21 protein-coding genes are annotated in these 18,741 nt (G+C 42.1%); 14 read left to right on the top strand and 7 right to left on the bottom strand.

The annotated features are described in order from the left end of the window. The first annotated feature begins 9 nt into the window (after positions 1-9). The 4 genes from AB3N61_RS10610 (at position 10) to AB3N61_RS10625 (ending at position 2,357) form a co-directional block, all read left to right on the top strand. Complete coding sequence (locus AB3N61_RS10610) at positions 10-543, top strand: type II toxin-antitoxin system antitoxin SocA domain-containing protein (RefSeq protein ID WP_036090410.1); 534 nt, start codon at positions 10-12, stop codon at positions 541-543. Between the two features lie 5 nt (positions 544-548). Further along, a complete protein-coding gene (gene panD / locus AB3N61_RS10615) occupies positions 549-905 on the top strand; it encodes an aspartate 1-decarboxylase (RefSeq protein ID WP_020770793.1) in 357 nt (118 codons plus the stop codon). A gap of 187 nt (positions 906-1,092) precedes the next feature. Continuing rightward, complete coding sequence (locus AB3N61_RS10620) at positions 1,093-1,941, top strand: hypothetical protein (RefSeq protein WP_367897546.1); 849 nt, start codon at positions 1,093-1,095, stop codon at positions 1,939-1,941. A 245-nt stretch (positions 1,942-2,186) separates the two neighbouring features. Next, the gene (locus tag AB3N61_RS10625) at positions 2,187-2,357 is read left to right on the top strand and encodes a type II toxin-antitoxin system HicB family antitoxin (protein ID WP_367897547.1); all 171 of its coding nucleotides are present in this window, start codon (positions 2,187-2,189) and stop codon (positions 2,355-2,357) included. A gap of 34 nt (positions 2,358-2,391) precedes the next feature. Here the strand turns inward: AB3N61_RS10625 and AB3N61_RS10630 are convergent, their stop codons facing one another. Together AB3N61_RS10630 and AB3N61_RS10635 are read right to left on the bottom strand one after the other, a co-directional pair. Continuing rightward, positions 2,392-2,634 (bottom strand): hypothetical protein, encoded by a 243-nt coding sequence (locus tag AB3N61_RS10630; RefSeq protein WP_020770807.1) that lies wholly within the window; start codon positions 2,632-2,634, stop codon positions 2,392-2,394. An 80-nt stretch (positions 2,635-2,714) separates the two neighbouring features. After that, complete coding sequence (locus tag AB3N61_RS10635; protein WP_020770764.1) at positions 2,715-3,002, bottom strand: hypothetical protein; 288 nt, start codon at positions 3,000-3,002, stop codon at positions 2,715-2,717. A gap of 114 nt (positions 3,003-3,116) precedes the next feature. Here AB3N61_RS10635 and AB3N61_RS10640 point away from each other — a divergent pair, with 114 nt between their 5' ends. Further along, entirely contained in the window at positions 3,117-4,598 is a 1,482-nt protein-coding gene (locus tag AB3N61_RS10640; RefSeq protein ID WP_020770626.1) for an HDOD domain-containing protein, read from the top strand. Then, complete coding sequence (locus AB3N61_RS10645; protein ID WP_020770812.1) at positions 4,585-5,385, top strand: ABC transporter ATP-binding protein; 801 nt, start codon at positions 4,585-4,587, stop codon at positions 5,383-5,385. Before AB3N61_RS10640 ends, AB3N61_RS10645 begins: the two co-directional genes overlap by 14 nt. An 89-nt stretch (positions 5,386-5,474) precedes the next feature. On the opposite strand, the gene topA is transcribed toward AB3N61_RS10645, so the two are convergent. The 5 genes from topA to AB3N61_RS10670 all read right to left on the bottom strand — a co-directional run bounded on the left by topA (position 5,475) and on the right by AB3N61_RS10670 (position 11,261). Then, on the bottom strand, positions 5,475-7,319 hold the full coding sequence (topA, locus tag AB3N61_RS10650) for a type I DNA topoisomerase (protein WP_367897548.1): 1,845 nt from the start codon (positions 7,317-7,319) through the stop codon (positions 5,475-5,477). Between the two features lie 38 nt (positions 7,320-7,357). Beyond that, the gene (locus AB3N61_RS10655) at positions 7,358-8,206 is read right to left on the bottom strand and encodes an oxygenase MpaB family protein (RefSeq protein ID WP_367897549.1); all 849 of its coding nucleotides are present in this window, start codon (positions 8,204-8,206) and stop codon (positions 7,358-7,360) included. Between the two features lie 322 nt (positions 8,207-8,528). Next, positions 8,529-9,458 carry a cysteine synthase A gene (gene cysK / locus AB3N61_RS10660; RefSeq protein WP_020770710.1) on the bottom strand — a complete coding sequence of 310 codons (930 nt, stop codon included), beginning with the start codon at positions 9,456-9,458 and terminating at the stop codon, positions 8,529-8,531. A 123-nt stretch (positions 9,459-9,581) separates the two neighbouring features. After that, entirely contained in the window at positions 9,582-10,652 is a 1,071-nt protein-coding gene (locus AB3N61_RS10665) for a hypothetical protein (RefSeq protein ID WP_367897550.1), read from the bottom strand. Between the two features lie 51 nt (positions 10,653-10,703). After that, the gene (locus AB3N61_RS10670; RefSeq protein ID WP_367897551.1) at positions 10,704-11,261 is read right to left on the bottom strand and encodes a gamma carbonic anhydrase family protein; all 558 of its coding nucleotides are present in this window, start codon (positions 11,259-11,261) and stop codon (positions 10,704-10,706) included. A 249-nt stretch (positions 11,262-11,510) separates the two neighbouring features. Here AB3N61_RS10670 and lepB point away from each other — a divergent pair, with 249 nt between their 5' ends. From lepB to AB3N61_RS10710, 8 genes are all read left to right on the top strand, one after another. Then, positions 11,511-12,068 (top strand): signal peptidase I, encoded by a 558-nt coding sequence (gene lepB, locus AB3N61_RS10675; RefSeq protein ID WP_367897552.1) that lies wholly within the window; start codon positions 11,511-11,513, stop codon positions 12,066-12,068. A 202-nt stretch (positions 12,069-12,270) separates the two neighbouring features. Further along, the gene (gene gap, locus AB3N61_RS10680; RefSeq protein WP_020770702.1) at positions 12,271-13,278 is read left to right on the top strand and encodes a type I glyceraldehyde-3-phosphate dehydrogenase; all 1,008 of its coding nucleotides are present in this window, start codon (positions 12,271-12,273) and stop codon (positions 13,276-13,278) included. Positions 13,279-13,281: 3 nt separating this feature from the next. Further along, positions 13,282-14,469, top strand: a complete 1,188-nt coding sequence (locus tag AB3N61_RS10685; protein ID WP_020770774.1) for a phosphoglycerate kinase — start codon at positions 13,282-13,284, stop codon at positions 14,467-14,469. A 21-nt stretch (positions 14,470-14,490) separates the two neighbouring features. Continuing rightward, positions 14,491-15,243 carry a triose-phosphate isomerase gene (gene tpiA / locus AB3N61_RS10690; RefSeq protein ID WP_367897553.1) on the top strand — a complete coding sequence of 251 codons (753 nt, stop codon included), beginning with the start codon at positions 14,491-14,493 and terminating at the stop codon, positions 15,241-15,243. A 134-nt stretch (positions 15,244-15,377) separates the two neighbouring features. Continuing rightward, on the top strand, positions 15,378-15,758 hold the full coding sequence (gene secG / locus AB3N61_RS10695) for a preprotein translocase subunit SecG (protein WP_367897554.1): 381 nt from the start codon (positions 15,378-15,380) through the stop codon (positions 15,756-15,758). Continuing rightward, on the top strand, positions 15,694-16,458 hold the full coding sequence (gene lenA, locus AB3N61_RS10700) for an endostatin-like outer membrane lipoprotein LenA (protein WP_367897555.1): 765 nt from the start codon (positions 15,694-15,696) through the stop codon (positions 16,456-16,458). Before secG ends, lenA begins: the two co-directional genes overlap by 65 nt. Before the next feature lie 5 nt (positions 16,459-16,463). Next, a complete protein-coding gene (locus AB3N61_RS10705) occupies positions 16,464-17,588 on the top strand; it encodes an LIC_12097 family sensor histidine kinase (RefSeq protein WP_036090326.1) in 1,125 nt (374 codons plus the stop codon). Position 17,589: 1 nt separating this feature from the next. After that, positions 17,590-18,585 carry a response regulator transcription factor gene (locus AB3N61_RS10710; protein ID WP_367897556.1) on the top strand — a complete coding sequence of 332 codons (996 nt, stop codon included), beginning with the start codon at positions 17,590-17,592 and terminating at the stop codon, positions 18,583-18,585. Positions 18,586-18,741: the final 156 nt, after the last annotated feature.

The raw sequence follows: 18,741 nt of genomic DNA on the forward strand, positions 1-18,741 counted from the left end.
GTATTATTTATGGAAAAGCTGCTCGAAGTCATCTCCTTTATACTCCAAAGATCCCCGAAAGGAAGAAACCGTCAGGAACTTGCAAAATTGATCTATCTTTCTGACGGAGTATTCTTCCAAAAATACGCCAAAGTGATTACGGAACAAAAATATATCCATTTGGAAGATTCTCCGTATCCGATGGAATTGAATCAGGCGCTTCTTCACCTGAAAGAAAATCGTCTAATAGATGTGACCCCAAAATTGACCGAGACCGGGATCTCGGGTTATTTATTAACTTGGGTCGGAACCGAGCATGAGGATGAAATTGACTTGAATCGTCAGGAAAAAAGGATTCTTCGCAAGGTGTTGGAAAATTTCAAAGGAAGTGTTTACGACGAAAATAGAGTGTATCCGAATTTATATGAGAATTACGTGATTACTCCCCTTTTCTCGGAAATAAAGTTTAGCAAAGAAACTATTAACACTAAAATACATTTCTTTAAGAGAAAAACGCTTTTGAATATCTCGGGCAAAATATTTAAGGTACTTTTTAGCGAGTAAACCAAATGCTCATCACTGTTTGCAAAGGTAAGATCCATAGAGCCACCGTAACCGACGCGGACCTTAATTATGAGGGAAGCCTGACGGTTGATATGGATTTAGTAGACGCCGCCGGAATGTTCCCTTACGAAAAAGTTTCCGTTGTAAACGTGAACAATGGGTCCAGATTCGAGACATATCTGATCGAAGGCAAAAGAGGTTCCGGAGAGATCTGTTTGAACGGCGCTGCTGCCCGTCTTGGAATGAAAGGAGACAAAGTAATCATCATCTCCTACGGATCCCTGGAAGAAAAGGACCTGCCAAAAGGTTACAAACCCCAAGTCGTTCTCGTTGACGAAAAGAACCATATCAAAAAAGCCTAATTCCCTAGGCTTTTCTCCCCAACTTTAAACCGCTGGACTAAATTTGTACCCCGGATAGAATCTGATCGGTTTTCCATCATTCTGGGAATTCTTCTCATTTTTTGAGGAAAAACAAGAAGTAACGGCTAAGTTTCGGGGCTGAGAAGTCGATATTCAATATGAAGAACCGTACTGGGACAATAAACGCATGAAATCCGTCGCAAAATTTTCTTTTATCCTATTATTCGTCCTTTTTGGAAATGGCATCTCCGGCCAAAACAACGCAGAAAAGGAAAGTAAAGGTTCCGAAGGAGTGGAATACTATCCACTCGCATATTACGACGATAGACTCTTAGTCAAAGAAGTTTCCTTCTTCCGTAGACATGCGGATAACGGAAAAGGCGAGTTCATGGACGTAATGGTGGAACTCGAGAATAGAGACTTCGATGCGGCAAACTTCTCCGTTTATATTTTAGCGGTAAACGAAACTCCTCTTTCGAAAGTGGACGATCGCAGAGAATTAGTCCCCTTCCCTAAATGGAGACAATACGATGCGGAAGAAAACACAAAAGTGGTGAACTTCCATAACTTAGTTCCTGCAAAACTGGATAATAAGAATGTTTGGGGGGAGAAGAGATTCGGAGATATCAAGAAGAGCTACGACGAAAAGATCGCGAGAGGAGAAAAAGTAAAATTCCCAAACCCGAATCTGGACGAGTTAGTTCATTACCTTACCAACAATCCAAAGGATGCACTTCCTATCGTTCTTTACGGCGAAGAAGGTCCTACGAAGGATAAAGTACTGATCAGTAATTTTGTGCCTCAAACTGCGGAAGATCTGCAAAAACAAAAGCACGATACTTTAAGTAAACACACTTATACTATTTACAATGCTAAATACAAATCCACGATCTTCTCTCATCATTACACGGAGTATCGTCCCGGATATTTTACTTTTAACAAGGTTGTTGTTTTGATCTTCAATCCTCAAAAAGAGAAGAACAAATTAGTCTATCGTAAGATCATAGACATCAACGGCTTGAAACTGGTGAACTAAGAATAATTTCTTAACAATAATCTCAGTATGAAAGAAGGATCCGAAAGGGTCCTTTTTTATTTTAGGTTCGCACGGAGAACACAGAGATCACGAGAGAAAATGTATATTTGATTTCCTAGAAAACCGCTCCTCTGTGTGCTTCGTGCCCTCTGTGCGAAACTTTCTAATTTTTTAGGCACGCCAAGGCACAAAGAACGCAAAGATCCTTATTTCTAAATTTATAACTACTTTCCTTAGGGCTTCGCGTGAAATCTAAATATGAAAATAGCACTGGACAGGCTTGCGTTGCGGTCGGAGAAACAGAAGAAGAAGTTACAAAACGAATCAAAGAAGCAATAGAGTTTCATTTAGAAGGATTGAGAAAAGACGGAGAACCAATACCCGTCCCATCGAGAGTTACTCTCGTATCTGTATAATAAAAAAGGACCCGAAAAAGGGTCCTTTTTGTGCTCAGGGACTTTGACCAGATCCTGGCCTTTGGTAACGGTCAATACTGCCCGGAACGAATCTTGTGGTCCACTGTCCTCGGTCGATGTTTTTCTCCACCCAACCTTTTCCATGATCCCATCTACCATCCGATATAAAATCGAAAAAGTAAGAGGAGTTCATGTACCGATAGGAGTCCATGATATCTAAGATATCTCGACTCTCCGAGTCCTCAGGAGCCTCTTCGAAGAAGAAGTCGCTATCCATTCGCCTCTACCATGAATCGTTCCATCCAAATGTCCATCTTTATTTGGCTAATGAGAAAATAATCTGGGGAAGCTCCCATTTCAAGACTCATCCCCTGATACTTTAGACTCCGGCTCCTCCCGGTTCCCCTCCCGCCTATTCGAAATGGAATAAAGAAATGGCAAAAATCCCTGGTTTTTTTCGGGATTGAATTCCTTTCTCAAAAACTTGGATCGGGTCTTACTGTACGATTGTTTGGTCTGCCGAAACTTCTCCGCCTCGTCCAAAAGCCCATCCAATCGATTTTCCAGAAAAAATCTCAGTTCTTCCTGTAAATCCTCTCCGATCTTTTCGGATCCTTGTTCTGAATTTTTCGGCTCCTTCTCCATTTCCGGCCCCCATCTAATATTTTAGGTTATCCCCGGACAAACAGGTGCCCAATCGGAAGAATGGAGCGCATTTTTTTTCTTGCGACAAGGGAGTTTAGACCCAAATTTGAGGGAATGCTGAATCCGACCGAACTCACAGAAACCCTCGTATCCGGAAAAGATATCGAACTGGAATATAGATTTATTTCGGACGAGGATCACCAGCAGATCTATCTTCTGCTACTTCAGGTTTTGGGGAACTTGGATAGGTTGTTCCTCACGGAAGTGGTTTCTACCATTCTGAAAGAACTTTTGATGAACGCAAATAAAGCGAACGCCAAAAGGCTTTTTTTTCTGACTGAGGGGCTGAATATCAACGAACCATCTCATTATAATAAAGGGATGAAACGTTTTCTGGAAGATATCATTCATAAATGGGATGAACAGGAGAAGGTGCTCAAAGGTTCCAATCTCTCCGTTCGTCTCCGAGCAAAGATCATGAACCAAAACCTGATCTTTTTGATAGAGAATGATGTGGCACTTCTGCCTCAAGAATCCGAAAGGATCAAAGCAAGATTAGAATCCGCAAGCAAGTTCAATGATCTTTCCGATGCATTTCTTTCTATGGCGGATAGCCAAGAAAGTGCGGGCCTCGGTTTAGTTCTCATACAGTTATTATTAAAAAACTCAGGCATAGGTTCAGATAAGTTTAAGATAGAGACAGACGGCAAGATCACAAGAGCGACCTTAGTGATCCCGAAACAGATCGTTCCAATAGATGTGGCCACCAAGCTCAAGGACAAGATTTTGGCGGAAGTAGATGGACTTCCCCCACTACCTCATACTCTAACAAGGATCATCAATCTTTGTAATAATCCTGACTCGGATCTGGGAGTGATTGCAAACGAAATAGAAAGAAACCCTGCTATTAGCGCTGACCTTCTAAAACTTTCCAACTCTGCGGGTTTCGCGAGTAGGAATAAGGTAAATACAATCGTCCAAGCCGTTAAGGTTGTGGGACTGAAGAACGTCCGAAATCTTTTGTATGTCTCAGGTGTGCGAAAAATCATGGAAGGCAGATATTCCAAACTACAGGAAGTATGGAATCATTCCAACCTCGCGAGTTATTTCGCAAGACAGGTTTCTCAAAGAGCGGGACTCGGAAAACTTTCCGATATCGCAGCAGTCGGTGCCTTACTCCATGATCTAGGAAAATTTATTTTGCTTTCATTGGATCCTACATTATTCAAACGTCTGGCGTCTTACCAAAAGCATCGGGACCTTTCCAACTCCACCATCTTAGAGGAAATTTCCACTGGTATTTCTCATCCCACTTTGGGAGCAATGCTTGCTAGAAAATGGGATTTTCCACCGGACCTTGTACATATGATCGAATTCCATCATAGAGCCTTCATGGCGACTAACACGATTTATACGGATTTAGTTGATTCCGTATACGTGGCAAATATGATGTGCGATTATCTGGATAAGAAAGCTAGCTATTATGCAGCCGATTCGAGTATACTAAAAAAATTCCAGTTAGACGATAAGGCAAAGTTCGAAGAAACCTGCGAAAAATTGGCAAAAGCCTACGAGATCGCGAATGAAGAAAACTGAATCCAATAATCTACTCAATTTACACGGAATTAAGTTTTATAGATCCGGGACACCTATTCTGGATGGGATCGATTTTCAGATCAATTCAGGAGAACATTGGGTGCTCTTGGGTCGTAATGGCGCAGGAAAAACAACTCTCGTAAATTTGATCTATGGATCTGTTTGGCCCACCGCAGGTAGGATCAATCTTTTCGGTGAGACGTTCGGAGAAACTCCTCTGCAGATCTTGCGGAATAAGATAGGTATCCTGGATTCTTCCCAGCAAGAAAGCGCACTCCAAAAAAGTCTTACCGTTTACGACGTACTTCTTACCGGTTTTTTTCATACCATCGGTTTCTATAGAGAATCCAATGCTTGGGAAGAAAAAGAAGCGGAACGAATTTTAGAAGAAAACGGTTTCGGCGCTAAACGAAATCAGCTATTTCGAACATTATCGTCCGGAGAAAAGAAGAAGGTACTTTTCTTAAGAGCAATGTGCACTTCTCCCGAATTTGTGATCTTAGACGAGCCTTGCTCAGGATTAGATCTGACCGCCAGGGAAGAATTTATAGATTTTTTGGACGAATATAAGAAAAATCGAAACTTCACTTCTATTTATATCACACACAGGATCGACGAGATCCCGCCCTTTTACGAGCACGCAGCCCTTTTGAAATCAGGGAAAATTCTGTTCTCAGGAGAGATCAAGGAAGCATTCAGTTCAGCGAGACTTTCCGAGCTATACGACCGAAAGGTAGAAGCGGAAAACAGGAACGGCACCTGGGTAGCAGTAACTGAAAGGAAATAGCAAGACTTTCACACGGAGATCACAAAGAACACGGAGGTCTTTGTGAACAACATTTATTCTCTGTGAACTCGGTGTGCTCTGTGCGAACCCTATAAATATTCCGCGTAATCGCATTGCGGAAATCTAGAACATATATAATATTCTTTTTTCTTTGAGGATTTTTTTCGAACCCTCTCCCCTTCTTTACATACTGGGCAAATACCGTATTTGGGTGTCTTCGGTCTTTCCTTTAGCTGCTTATTGATCTCCATTATATTCGTTTTTTTTAATTGAGAATCCAGGATGGAATAAAATTCGGAAAGAACCTTGGATCTACTTTCTTCACCGGACGCGATAGAATCCAATTTTTGTTCCATTTCGGAAGTGAATTTTTCCCGGAAAAGATCTGCAAAGGCAGCCTGCAAGAAAGCATTCACTTTTTCTCCTAGAGTCTCCGAATATAATTTTCCTTTTTCGGAATATACGTATTTTCTTTTATATAACGTTTCCAGGATAGAAGCGAATGTGGAAGGTCTTCCTATTCCTTCTTTTTCCAGCTTGGAGACAAGACTTGCCTCCGTAAATCTGGGAGGCGGTTCCGTCGTTTTTTCTTGGATCTCCCATGAATCAGGAGTTAGAGTTTCTCCTTTTTTCCAAGTCGGAAGAAGGTCCGCACTTACATTATAGATTTTTTTATAACCTGGATCTATACTAAAAAGTTTTCCTCCTTCCCAAACTTCTCCACCGCCGTTTGCTACAAATTCTAATCTTTTCCAAGCCTCCGGTTTCATTTGCGAAGCGACTGCTCTTTTCCAGATCAGTTCGTATAATTTTTTGGAATCCTTACTGAGATTTCGATCTGTAATTTCGAATACGGAAGAAGGTTCTAAAAATATATCTACAGGTCGGATCGCTTCATGAGCATCCTGCGTTTTCCCTTTTGTTTTTTTGAGCCTATAAGTTTGGGCCTTATCCGATACGAATTCTGGACCGAATTTGGAGCCGATCTTTTTACGGATGGCTCCGATTGCTTCTTCTCCGATCCGGACCGAGTCAGTCCTCATATAAGTGATGAGTCCTTGGGATTTTCCTTTTCCAAGATCCGTTCCCTCATACAATTCCTGGGCGAGTTTCATTGTTTTGGAAGCGGCAAATTTTAAGACCCGAAAGGCTTCTTGCTGTAAAGTTGCGGTCGTGAAAGGTGGAGGAGGAAGTGTTTCTCCTAGCTTTTCCTTTCTTTCGGTGATCCGCAAAATTTTCGTTTTTGTTAATATAGAATTTAGGAATTCGGAAGCTTCTTTTTGAGTGGCAAATGCCTCTCTTTTCGGATAAAAAACGACTTTTTCATTTTCTCCGGATCCATAAAACGCGGTTGCGGAAACAAGCCAGGTAGTGACCGGAATAAAGTTACGGATCTCTTCCTCTCTTTCGCAGATCCATTTGAGTGCGACCGATTGTACTCTTCCTGCGGAAAGACCTTCTCCGCCGACTGCCCTCCACAAAAATGGACTGATCTTGTATCCGATCAACCTATCTAAGATCCTCCTGGCTTTTTGGGAATCCACCAAGTATAGATCGATCTCATCCGGTTCAGAGATTGCCTGTAAAATTTTTTCCTTCTGTATTTCTTGGAAGCGGATCCGGGAGATTTTTACCTTCTTCCCTAATTTTTGGGCCAGAATATATCCGATAAATTCTCCCTCTCGATCCGGGTCGGTTGCGATGAGTATAGAGGAATGCGACTTTGCTTCTTTTAAAATGGAAGATAAAACTTTCTTTTTCCCCTTAAGTGGCACATACTCAGGTTCGAAATCCTTTTCAATTTTGATCCCGATACGATCCGGTGGAAGATCCAAAATATGTCCGTAGGTGGCGAGCACCTTGTATTCTTTGCCTAAATAGGAAGAGATAGTTTTTACTTTGGTAGGAGATTCTACAAGTACGAGGACTGACATTTGGGAACAGACCGGAATTCCGGTCCTTCCGTATTTTTCTAATGTGGTCCTAACTCTTCAATCAAATATCCGTTCGGATAGGTAGGGTTATTTCGTTTGGTCACGTAATAAGGTGTTTTTCGTGGCGGCCAAAAATATCGTAAGAAGAATGCCCTGAATTTCAAAACCGCAAAGGTAAAAGCGGCAACGATCGGATTCGGTTTGGGAAATCCCATTGCGTCTCTGAGCGGTTTGTCCATAAGAGAATAAACCGCATGATAGACTAAATATTCCAAACCGGGGATCTTAGGAATTCTGGCGGAAGCAATTTTCATAGTCGCAAGCGCAACTTGTTCCGAGTCAGGAGTGCGGCGGAAATTTTCCTTTTCGAAATTTAGATTAAACTCCAACATTTCTTCGTAAGTTTCCGGAATATTTTTGATATTCATCATTTTTCCGATCCGCTTCCAAAGATAAAAATTGGCTAACCTTTCTTTTTCAGTACTCTTTCTCCAACCGAACTTTCGATTCCAACGATCCGGTTCGAAAATAAAAGTTGTGAGAGTGTATAAAAAGTCCTCATTCTTGATATCGTATTCTTTATGGATCTGGTTCAGCTTTCTCATTGCCTCTCTTCCTCTTTCGCTGTCCAGTCCATTCTCTATAAATTCAGCGAGGATCAACGCCGTATCATCGTATCTTTTTTGTCCTGCTAGTTCGAATCGTTTGGTGGTATTTAATATTTTAGAAATAGAAGGGATCGCGAATGTCCTAAAAAATGAAATAGCGAGCGAGATCTCCACATCCTGAGGAAAATCGTAACTTCCCGAAAGGAATACGATCTTTTGTGCATCCTTCTCTGCATCTAACCTATTAATTTGTTTTAATATTCTCAAACGGTTGAACATTTGTTTATTTTTTCCTTTGGTATCGAACTTTTTATTTTCCCGCTTTTTCGCACAGATGTTCGGTTTAATTTGAAACGCAAGTAATTAATTTAGATACTTTTATCTCAAACGATAAGAGTTCGCACGGAGGACACAGAGGCCACGGAGAGTTTTAAGATACGAGATTTCATCCAGAGACACAAGGTTGCAGAGGTATTGTACGAACTTACTCTTACAAACCTCTCTGTGAACTCCGTGCGCTCTGTGCGATATGTTCTGTGAAAATAAAAAATCCCGACGTTTTACCGCCGGGATCTTAAAAGAGATAGATTGTATTCTATTCTTAACCGTTGGAAGGAACTGGGAAAAGTCCTTCTATAGAAAGATATCTTTCACCGGTATCATAGTTGAAGGTAAGAACCGTAGATCCTTCCGGAAGTTCAGGAAGTTTTTTAGCGACCGCCGCTAAAGCCGCACCGGACGACACTCCTAAGAAAATTCCTTCTTCTTTTGCTGCACGTAATGCGTATTGGAAAGCCTCGTCCTTAGAAACTTGGATTACTCCGTCGAGTAGATCGGTGTGTAAGTTTTTAGGAATGAATCCTGCTCCAATTCCCTGGATTGGGTGTGGTCCCGGTTTTCCTCCGGAAATTACAGGGGAAGCTTCCGGCTCGACTGCGAATACTTTGGTTTTAGGGAACTTCTCCTTTAAAACCTTAGCAACTCCAGTGATATGTCCGCCTGTTCCTACTCCTGTAATAAGAGCATCCACTCCATTAGGGAAATCTTTCAGGATCTCGGCCGCAGTAGTTTCGATGTGAACTTGAATATTTGCTTCGTTCTCGAACTGTTGTGGCATCCAAGCTTTTGGATTTTCCGCAACTAATTGTTTCGCTCTTTCGATTGCTCCAGGCATTCCTTTTTCACGAGGAGTCAGGTCGAATTCGGCGCCGTAAGCTGCCATAATTCTTCTTCTTTCCACACTCATAGACTCGGGCATAACCAGGATCAAACGGTATCCTTTTACAGCAGCGACCAGAGCCAAACCGATACCTGTGTTACCGGAAGTCGGCTCGATAATTACCGTATCCTTAGTGAGTTTTCCGCTTTTTTCAGCGTCCTCGATCATAGAAAGCGCGATACGATCCTTGATAGAACCGCCTGGATTGCTACGCTCTAATTTAGAATATACATTGTATTTAGATCCAAAGAGTCGGTTGATTTTTACATGGGGAGTATTACCGATCGTCTCTAAGATATTATTTGCTTTCATTAGGAATTCCTACCTTTTCAGCTGGATTTTTGTGAACTTGTCAATATATTAAACATCTTTTTCACTATATCAAATGCGATCAATGAAAAAAGATCAAAACTGTGCGGATATTTCTATGATGGCTTAAACTTCTTTCAAGACAATTCCTGCTAAAAAGGCCTCTGTTTCCGGCCCCCAGGAAAGCCCTAAACCTTTATAAACCGCATAGATGCTGGAAATATGTACGTTAGAGTCTCCAGGCGTGGCCGCATATCCTCGCACTTCTTTGCCGTTCACTTCCAAGGCAGAAAGTGGAAATACTGCATGAGAGAATATTCGTCCGTACAATCCGCGATCTCTTCCGGATGAGAAAATGGAGTTCGTGGAAACAAGCTCGGTTGTGCTTAAAAACGGATCGTTGTCTATCTTGGAAACCAACCATTCTTTCGTGATCTCCCTCTTTAAGCGGAGATGAAAACGAATCAAGTGCATATAGGGAGAATTGATCGTTACGGAAGAAGATCCCAATTTAATCTTAAACCCAAGATCCGCATATACTTCGTTCAATAATCTTCCATGATGTGTACCTGTTTCCGATTCGGGAAGAACCAACAATGGCCCGGTAACGTGAGGATCGTTCTTAGCCATGTCTGCATCCCTTCGGATCACAAAAAAATCGGCTTCTTCTAAGATGTTTTTCAGCTCTTGGGGTTTATCGGAGTAGAATGGCCTAAGTATTCCGGCTAATGTGTGAGTATTGCAGGTAGAAACATGGATGAACTTAGGAGGATTTTTTTCCAGGATCGGAGAACTTTCCGGATACAAAAATTGAGGTCCAAAAGAATGTTCACTCCCCTGAGCGATAAAAAGTTGGATCCGATCATAAATTGATTCGGAGTATTCCGATTTTCTTTTGTCTGCGACTCCAGGGGGAGAAGAATCGCATACGACATGAGACTGGGACAGCGCGTCCACTTTGGAGATCCATTCCGGAAAAAAATCCCGGACCCCGTTTGTTCCATCGTCTACGATGACCCCACCTTTTTCGAGCAGAGAAAGTATCTGAGGAATTTCGGATTTTTGTAATTTGTATGGTTCTACAAATACTTGGAAGCCGCCAAATTTATTCTTTAATAATAATAACAAAGAAGCTAGAGGCCAACCGATAACCCCTGTTCCTCTTAGATAAACTCCCGGAGCTTTTGTTTCGATCACATAGTAAAGTATTCCGCAAGTTCCCGAAACGTATAGGAAAATTTTTGGAAATTAAACTCCACTGATCCTATAGAATGGATCTTGCAGGTAATTATTTTTATACATGACGTAATTTGCAGCGGTCCTTTCGATCAGATTTCTTTCGTCTTCGGTTATATCTCTTACGATCTTTGCAGGAGATCCCATCACCATCACTCCCGGTGGAATAATTTTACCCGGAGTTACCATGGCCCCCGCCGCCACAAATGAGTATTCTCCCAACTCTACCCCGTCCATTATGATTGCACCCATTCCCACAAAAGAATGATCCTTTAGTTTACATCCGTGAAGAACCGCTCTATGCCCCACGGAAACATGATTACCTATCTCAACAGGATGAGTGTTTCTGGAAACGTGGACCACTGTCATGTCCTGTATATTTACGTTTTCTCCGATCCGAATATAATTTACGTCTCCTCGGACCAAAGTTTGGAACCAGATAGAGGAATCTTTTCCGATCAGCACATCTCCCACTACCAAAGAGCCAGGCGCTAGAAAAACTCCCTCTCGTAACGAGGGATGTTTGCCCATATATTCTAAAATATTTCCGGCCAAATGAACTTCTTGCATATATTTTTCCTAAATCGAAATCCTATCTTATCGTATTCCAAGAACCGCACAAGTGCAAATTACGGATCTTATTCCGAAGATATCGCTGAGACTAGCAGCGAGTTTTCTCTTTATATGAGTTATACAACTTTTTCTATTTCCGGGATCTAAGGAGAGTAATTAAACAAAAAAATCTTTTTATCATATAGGCCTTGACCTGAATAAAATCTACTTTGACCTTTTTTTGCACATTCATACCTTAGCCTTATAATGTTCCCGCTGAAAAAAGAGTTCGGAGAGAAGGAAAAAAAATTCGATAGAAAGAAATTCGTTCAGATACTTTCGATCTCTCTTGTGGTTGGATTTTTATTTGCGACCGCGGTTCGGATCTGGTTCGTATTTCCCTTCGTCCCGGAAACGGAAGAGATGTCTCCTGCCTTTCCGAAAGGAAAAAGAATTTATATCTCCCGCTTCGTCAGGGATTCCTCCCTGTTTTTAGGCGATGTGATCTTAGTGGCACATCCGACACAAAAAGGAAAAGTGGTCCTGGTCCGGATCATGGGAAAATCGGGAGACCAGATCTCCATTAAGGACAAGGTACTTTACAGAAACGGAATCTCCGAGGATCAGGAAAAGTCCACATTCTCCTTACAATTCAAGGACGCAAGACCGGCCTTCTCAGGCACGTATTCTACTAGAGACAATCTTTCCAACCTAACGGTAGAAGATCGAAATTACTTTTTACTTTGCGATAACCGTGATGACTGCGTGGATTCCAGAGATTTCGGCCCTTTGCCATTCGAAAAGATCATAGGCAAGGTATTTTAACCCCAAGTCCCTTCTTTTCGTACGGAGCACACGGAGTACACAGAGTTAAAAAATGAACTCTCTCCGTGATCTCAGTGCCCTCTGTGCGAACCAAAACACCAAAAAAACGGATTTTCAGGATGGTTTTGTTATAAAAACATGTATTTGAAGAGCCAAAGGCTCCTGTTTTATCAAATAACATTAAGGAAATAAAGGGAAGAAAATGACAAGAATCGCTATCAACGGTTTTGGCCGAATCGGCCGATTGGTTTTCCGTTCCGGGATCAAAGACCCAAATATTGAATTTGTAGCAATCAACGACCTAGTAACTCCGGACAACCTAGGATATCTTTTAAAATACGATTCTACTCATGGCCGTTTTAACGGAACCGTTTCGCATACCGACGACGCACTTATCGTAGATGGTAAAAAAGTTCTCTGCGTATCCGAAAGAGATCCTGAAAAACTCCCTTGGAAAGATCTGAAAGTGGACTATGTGATCGAATCCACAGGTTTATTTACCGATCGTATAGGCGCTGAAAAACATATCAAAGCCGGAGCGAAAAAAGTGGTGATCTCTGCTCCTGCAAAAGACAAGGACATCCCTACTTTCGTTATGGGAGTAAATAACGAGAAATACGATCCAAGTAAGGATCATGTGGTTTCCAACGCTTCCTGTACTACGAACTGTCTTGCTCCGATCACTAAAGTCGTTCTGGACAATTTCGGAATTGAAGAAGGTCTGATGACCACGATCCACGCAACTACCGCTACTCAACCTACCGTCGACGGTCCTTCTAAAAAAGACTGGAGAGGCGGAAGAGGCGCTATGCAAAATATCATCCCAGCCTCTACAGGAGCAGCAAAAGCGGTCGGCCTTTGTATTCCTGAAGTGAACGGAAAACTTACCGGTATGTCTTTCAGAGTTCCTACACCGGACGTTTCCGTTGTGGATCTGACCGTTAGAACTACCAAAGAGACTAGCCTAAAAGAAATTTCCGCAAAAATGAAAGAAGCTTCCGAAGGTTCCATGAAAGGAATTTTAGGTTATACGGACGAGATGGTTGTTTCTAACGATTTCTTAAGCTCCACTCTTTCTTCTATTTTTGATGCGGATGCTTGTATCGAATTGAATTCCAGGTTCTTCAAATTAGTTTCCTGGTATGATAACGAGATGGGCTACTCTAATAGAGTTTTAGACCTGATCCGTTATATGGCTAAAAAAGGTTAATCGATGCAATTACCCAGACTCGAAAACGAGGACGTCAAGGGGAAACGAGTTTTTCTGAGGGTCGATTTTAACGTCCCTCTGGAAAACGGTAAAGTTTCCGACAAGACTAGAATTGAAAAAACACTTCCTACAATAGAACTATTGGTAAAAAAAGGCGCTCGCGTAGTGATCGCAAGTCACCTCGGACGCCCTAAAGGTAAACCGGATCCGCAATATTCTATGGAACCTGTTTACGAAGTTTTTAAAGGACTAGTTCAAACTTCCGTAATATTCTCCAAAGATGTAATCGGAGAGAATGCGGTAAAACTTTCCAAAGAACTAAAGGACGGCGAGATCCTAGTCCTGGAAAATTTACGTTTTCATAAAGAAGAAGAGGAAAACGATCCGGCTTTTGCAAAAAGCCTGGCTGCTCTTGCTGATGTTTACGTAAACGACGCATTCGGTGCGGCTCATAGAGCCCACGCTTCTACGGAAGGAATTGCACATCTTCTGCCTGCTTTCGCAGGTTTGTTGATGTACAAAGAGATCACCGAACTTTCTTCTCTTCTTTCCCGCCCTGCAAAACCTTTCGTGGCAATCATCGGAGGTTCTAAAGTCTCTTCTAAGATCAGCGTGATCAAAAACCTGATCGAAAAAGTGGATCATATTTTGATCGGCGGAGGAATGGCGTATACCTTCCTTAAATCCAGAGCGATCCCGGTAGGAAATTCCCTAGTAGAAAAAGATTTCGAAGTGGAAGCTTTTCAACTGATAGAAAGAGCCGGAGTCGCAGGCGTGGATTTCCAACTTCCTGTGGATCATGTGATCGCAGATAAATTCGATGCGAATGCAAAGACCAAAACCGTGGACAAGATGGGAATTTTAGACGGTTGGATGGGAATGGATATCGGTCCTAAAACGATCGCAAATTACGAAAAAGTAATTAAGAATGCGGCTACGATCGTTTGGAACGGTCCAATGGGAGTTTTCGAATTCGACAAATTCGCACCAGGTACCATGGCGATCGCAAAAGCGGTTTCTAAGTCCAAAGCTAGAACTGTAGTTGGTGGTGGAGATTCCATCGCAGCGATCAATAAGGCGAAAGTGGAAGATAAGATCACTCACGTTTCTACCGGAGGAGGAGCCTCCTTGGAATTTTTAGAAGGAAAAAAACTCCCTGGAGTTGTGGCCCTTCTGAAAGAAAAAACCTAAAACGAATCAAAGGAAATATATATGCGCCCTAAAATTATCGCAGGTAACTGGAAAATGAATCTTTCCGAAAAGGAGGCTATTGCTCTTGCAAGCGGCCTAAAGGAAAAGTCCTCTTCTCTCCCGGATAATAAAAAGGCGGTTGTATTTCCTTCTTCCATTCATCTGGCTTCAGTTGCCAGAATATTAGAAAATTCGAAAATTTCCGTCGGGGCCCAAAATATCTACCCTGCTCCATTAACTGCTATGACAGGTGAGACAGGTCCGGACCAACTTTCCGAACTAGGCATCAAATTTGCTCTTGTAGGCCATTCCGAAAGAAGACAATTTTTAGGAGAGACCAGCTTATTCTGTAACCAAAAGATCTCTTATCTTGCAAAACACGGTTTTACTGCAGTGTATTGTGTGGGAGAAACCTTGGCGGAAAGAGAGTCCGGAAAAACTTTCGAGGTCCTGAAAAAACAGATCCAAGAAGGTTTAGGTTCGATTGAAAGCGACCAATTCTCTCGCATTTGGGTGGCTTACGAACCTGTTTGGGCCATCGGAACAGGAAAGGTTGCAACTCCTGCTCAAGCCCAGGAAGCCCACGCATTTATTAGAAAAGAAATTTCGGGATTATTCCAAAATGGGAAAACAATCTCGGATGCTATGCCTATTCTGTATGGAGGTTCCGTAAAAGCCGATAACGTGAAGGAACTCCTCTCCCAAGCAGACATAGATGGAGGGCTCGTAGGCGGGGCCAGCCAGAAACTGGAAAGCTTCTTAGCTTTATTCTAATTACTGCCGGCTAGCTTAGAAGCCGCTTAGGAAACTACTAAACGGCTTGTCAGCCTAGGGCTTGGCGGTAATTTGGATCTAAAGCGGTTTATTTCGCCAAAAAACATACCTTTTTACCTTTAGGAATTCGACTTATGGGATTTATCACCGGAACCATCCTTGTTCTTTTTGTTTTTGTCAGTCTATTTCTGATCCTTCTTGTTATGATCCAAACAGGCAAAGGAGGAATGGGTGGAGTTCTAGGTGGAGGCGCAAGCCAATCCGTTTTTGGCTCCTCTACTGCGGACGTTTTGACTAAAGCAACGCGAGTTGCCGGACTCACTTTTTTAGCATTGTCCCTGATTCTTTCTTTCCTTTTTGCGAAGTCTAGTGGATACAATACCACTCCAACGCCTGAGATCCTTCCTCCACCTGGTGCGGAAGAGGCACAGGGCAACCAAGGAGGGACCAATGCCCAAGATACTGCGCCTACTACCGCTCCAAGTACCGAAACTCCAGCGCAATCTAAACCGTAATATTGATTCTTCTACGAAGGCGGCTCCTAAAGCCGTCTTCCTTCTAGTCCTTCTTCTTTCGTTTCTTTCCATAAACGCCCAAAACCAGGATGGGACAAAATCCCAGGCAAATTCCAACACTTCTTCTACCCAAATGTTGAACCAACGCATCTTGCGCGCCTATGAAAGTTTGAGTGTTGCCAGAGAACTTTTAAAATTCGAAAGAATGGATGCCCTCCCCATCGGGACCTTGGTAACATGGGTGGGAAATTATCCGAACCGTAAAGGTGTGAAGATCACGAAATTCTCAGTCACCCAATCCCCTAACCCGGGTGGGATAGAAAGAGCGGAAGAAAAATCCATTCTTCTGGAATTTAACGGATCCACCCTTTCCAAGGTGGTATCGGAAATCAAAACCGCAAATTATTCCGCAGAAGACACCATCATGATCCGAATGACCGATAATACTCCTTTGGATAATAATGTGGATGATCTTGTGATTTATGCGGACCGGAACGGTAAAGAGGCGGAATATCCTCTGAATTTTCTACCTGATGAGGGGGTAAACCGGGATAGATCCGAGTTTAAGAAAGAATTTTACTTAAAACTGATCGAAGATTTTTTTGTGCACGTTCTAAGGCTTCAGGAAATGCAGGCCCAACATTCTTCCAGAAATCAAAAAAAATTACTGCAAAGTTATAAAGAATCCCTAGAATATTGATCCGGATGTCATCCCTAATGGAAAACCTCCACGAAAGAGCGGAGGAACTCCAAGCAATTCTGGACGGAATCACGGAGCCCCTAGTTCTAATAGACTCGGGCTTTAGGGTCCGTCGTGTAAACAAGGCCACTCTTGAATTTTCTAGAGAGCCTGATTTTCCTTCTACCTTGGGCAGAAAATGTTACGAGGTTCTATACAATCGTACTGCAGTTTGTCCTTACTGTCCAATGAAGGATCATCATGAGAATGAATCCGACTTCGACGCACAATTTGAAGGAAAGGGAGAAGTTGGGCGCGAGATCTTTCATGTGGCGAACGACCAAAAAGAAACGTTATACCTGGATTTTTTCCCGATCCGAAAGGACGGAAGTATAGTTTCGATTGTAGAGAAGATCAGTAATATCACTCGTATCAAAGAAAAAGATGAGGAAAATCTGAGGATCCGTAACCTTGCTTCTTTAGGAATTTTCATCTCCGGTGTGGCCCATGAGTTGAATAACCCACTCACAGGAATGAGCCTCACTCTCCAGAATTTAATGAATAATTTGTCCAGCATGGATCCTGCTTTTTTTCGGAAAAGATTAGAGATGATAAAAGAGGATCTTACCCGTGCCGCAATGATCGTTTTGGATGTGATCAGTTTTGCTAAACCGGATAAACTAGTCACAACCAATGCAGATATTCATGAAACCATCATGAAGGCCAAGGACTCGGTCACCTGGGTCTACCCTGTTCTTTCGAAAAACACCGAATGGGAAATTTTAAGCGAACCGGGTATGACCTTCCAATTCAATCCGGTTAAGATGGAAAGATTGTTTATTAATCTTTTCAAAAACTCCCTACAAGCTTACGATTATGGAGAAGGTAAGATCAAAGTAGAGGTTAGACGCACTCGTAATATGATGCATATTTTTGTGGAAGATACCGCGGGCGGGATTCCGGAAGATATGCTGGATAAAATTTTCTCTCCATTCTTCTCCAAAAATAAGTCGGGAATCGGAACAGGCCTCGGACTTTCTATCTGTCATTCCATCGTTAGGGAACATTCCGGAGAATTAACAGTTCGTTCTTACGATAGAAAGACCAGATTTAAAATTTCTCTTCCCTTAGTACAACCAAAAGGAAACTAAATTGTCCCATCATCGTATCTTAGTAGTAGAAGATATACATTCCATCCGGGAAGCGGTTAAAGATATCCTGGTCCGAGATTACGAAGTTTTCGATGCAGAAAATTACGATGAAGCGGTCAAAATACTTTCTAACGAACATATAGATCTTGTCATCACGGATATACGTATGCCTGGGAAATCGGGGTTGGATCTGATCAAGACCATCCAAAAGGAATATCCTTCCGTCCAGTATTCCTTAATGACTGCTTATAATATTAACGACTATATCAATTTCGCTTACCAACACGATATCTGGAATATTATACCTAAATATTCCTTCTTGGACATCAATCTGATCACGATCATGGTCAAAAAACTTCTCTACAAGGACATCTTCGGAGTAGAAAAATATTTTGGTCCGGATTTCAAGATCTTGGAAGGAGATAGAGAAGAGGAATTTTTAGTCCCTCCGGAAAACGGCATCGTGTTCCGCAAGATCAGTTCCGACAAGGATCGGAATTATATCTGCAACCGTGTAGGTAAATTCCTGATCGAAAAAGGAGCGCCTAACGCTGTACAACAAATTTTAGAAGAACTCACTTCCAACGCCATGATCCGCGCTCCAAGAGACTCCAAGGGAAATTCTAAATACCAGTATGAACTTCCTTCTCGCGATCTTCTCGTTCCTTTAGAACATATACAACTCGCAGAGACGGATTATTTTGAGATCGGCTATGGAATTGCAGAAAATTCTTATATTGTAGTAGTCCGCGATCATTTCGGCTCCTTGAACAAAAAAGAAATTCTAAAACGTTTAGACAGGCATATCACTGTGGACAGTCCTTCGGGTTTGCCAGCAGGTCTTGCGGATTCTCACGGTCGTGGTTTATATATTTGTAGAGAGATCTCGGACCAGTTGATCTTTAATATAGAGAAGGACAGACGAACTGAAATTATCGCGTTATTAGACAAGCAAACAAATAAGGGTTATAAGTCGCTTTCGATTTATGAGGTTTGAGTTTTTCGCACGGAGAACACTGAGTCCACGGAGTTAAGAAAAAGCGCAGGGTAATTTCACGCAGAGATGAGAACCATTTGGGAAATAATTAATTCTATTTATAGTCAGGGTTAAATTAAATAATATATTCTTCCGAACTTTAGGGCTTGATTTTAT

It is taken from the genome of Leptospira sp. WS58.C1 (assembly GCF_040833995.1).
GTDB classification, from domain to species: domain Bacteria; phylum Spirochaetota; class Leptospiria; order Leptospirales; family Leptospiraceae; genus Leptospira_B; species Leptospira_B cinconiae.

Coding starts and splice junctions, on each gene's coding strand:
- AB3N61_RS10610 (WP_036090410.1), top strand. CDS start 10: ATGGAAAAGCTGCTCGAAGTCATCTCCTTTATACTCCAAAGATCCCCG.
- panD (WP_020770793.1), top strand. CDS start 549: ATGCTCATCACTGTTTGCAAAGGTAAGATCCATAGAGCCACCGTAACC.
- AB3N61_RS10620 (WP_367897546.1), top strand. CDS start 1,093: ATGAAATCCGTCGCAAAATTTTCTTTTATCCTATTATTCGTCCTTTTT.
- AB3N61_RS10630 (WP_020770807.1), bottom strand. CDS start 2,634: ATGGATAGCGACTTCTTCTTCGAAGAGGCTCCTGAGGACTCGGAGAGT.
- AB3N61_RS10635 (WP_020770764.1), bottom strand. CDS start 3,002: ATGGAGAAGGAGCCGAAAAATTCAGAACAAGGATCCGAAAAGATCGGA.
- AB3N61_RS10640 (WP_020770626.1), top strand. CDS start 3,117: ATGCTGAATCCGACCGAACTCACAGAAACCCTCGTATCCGGAAAAGAT.
- AB3N61_RS10645 (WP_020770812.1), top strand. CDS start 4,585: ATGAAGAAAACTGAATCCAATAATCTACTCAATTTACACGGAATTAAG.
- topA (WP_367897548.1), bottom strand. CDS start 7,319: ATGTCAGTCCTCGTACTTGTAGAATCTCCTACCAAAGTAAAAACTATC.
- AB3N61_RS10655 (WP_367897549.1), bottom strand. CDS start 8,206: ATGTTCAACCGTTTGAGAATATTAAAACAAATTAATAGGTTAGATGCA.
- cysK (WP_020770710.1), bottom strand. CDS start 9,458: ATGAAAGCAAATAATATCTTAGAGACGATCGGTAATACTCCCCATGTA.
- AB3N61_RS10670 (WP_367897551.1), bottom strand. CDS start 11,261: ATGCAAGAAGTTCATTTGGCCGGAAATATTTTAGAATATATGGGCAAA.
- lepB (WP_367897552.1), top strand. CDS start 11,511: ATGTTCCCGCTGAAAAAAGAGTTCGGAGAGAAGGAAAAAAAATTCGAT.
- gap (WP_020770702.1), top strand. CDS start 12,271: ATGACAAGAATCGCTATCAACGGTTTTGGCCGAATCGGCCGATTGGTT.
- AB3N61_RS10685 (WP_020770774.1), top strand. CDS start 13,282: ATGCAATTACCCAGACTCGAAAACGAGGACGTCAAGGGGAAACGAGTT.
- tpiA (WP_367897553.1), top strand. CDS start 14,491: ATGCGCCCTAAAATTATCGCAGGTAACTGGAAAATGAATCTTTCCGAA.
- secG (WP_367897554.1), top strand. CDS start 15,378: ATGGGATTTATCACCGGAACCATCCTTGTTCTTTTTGTTTTTGTCAGT.
- lenA (WP_367897555.1), top strand. CDS start 15,694: ATGCCCAAGATACTGCGCCTACTACCGCTCCAAGTACCGAAACTCCAG.
- AB3N61_RS10705 (WP_036090326.1), top strand. CDS start 16,464: ATGTCATCCCTAATGGAAAACCTCCACGAAAGAGCGGAGGAACTCCAA.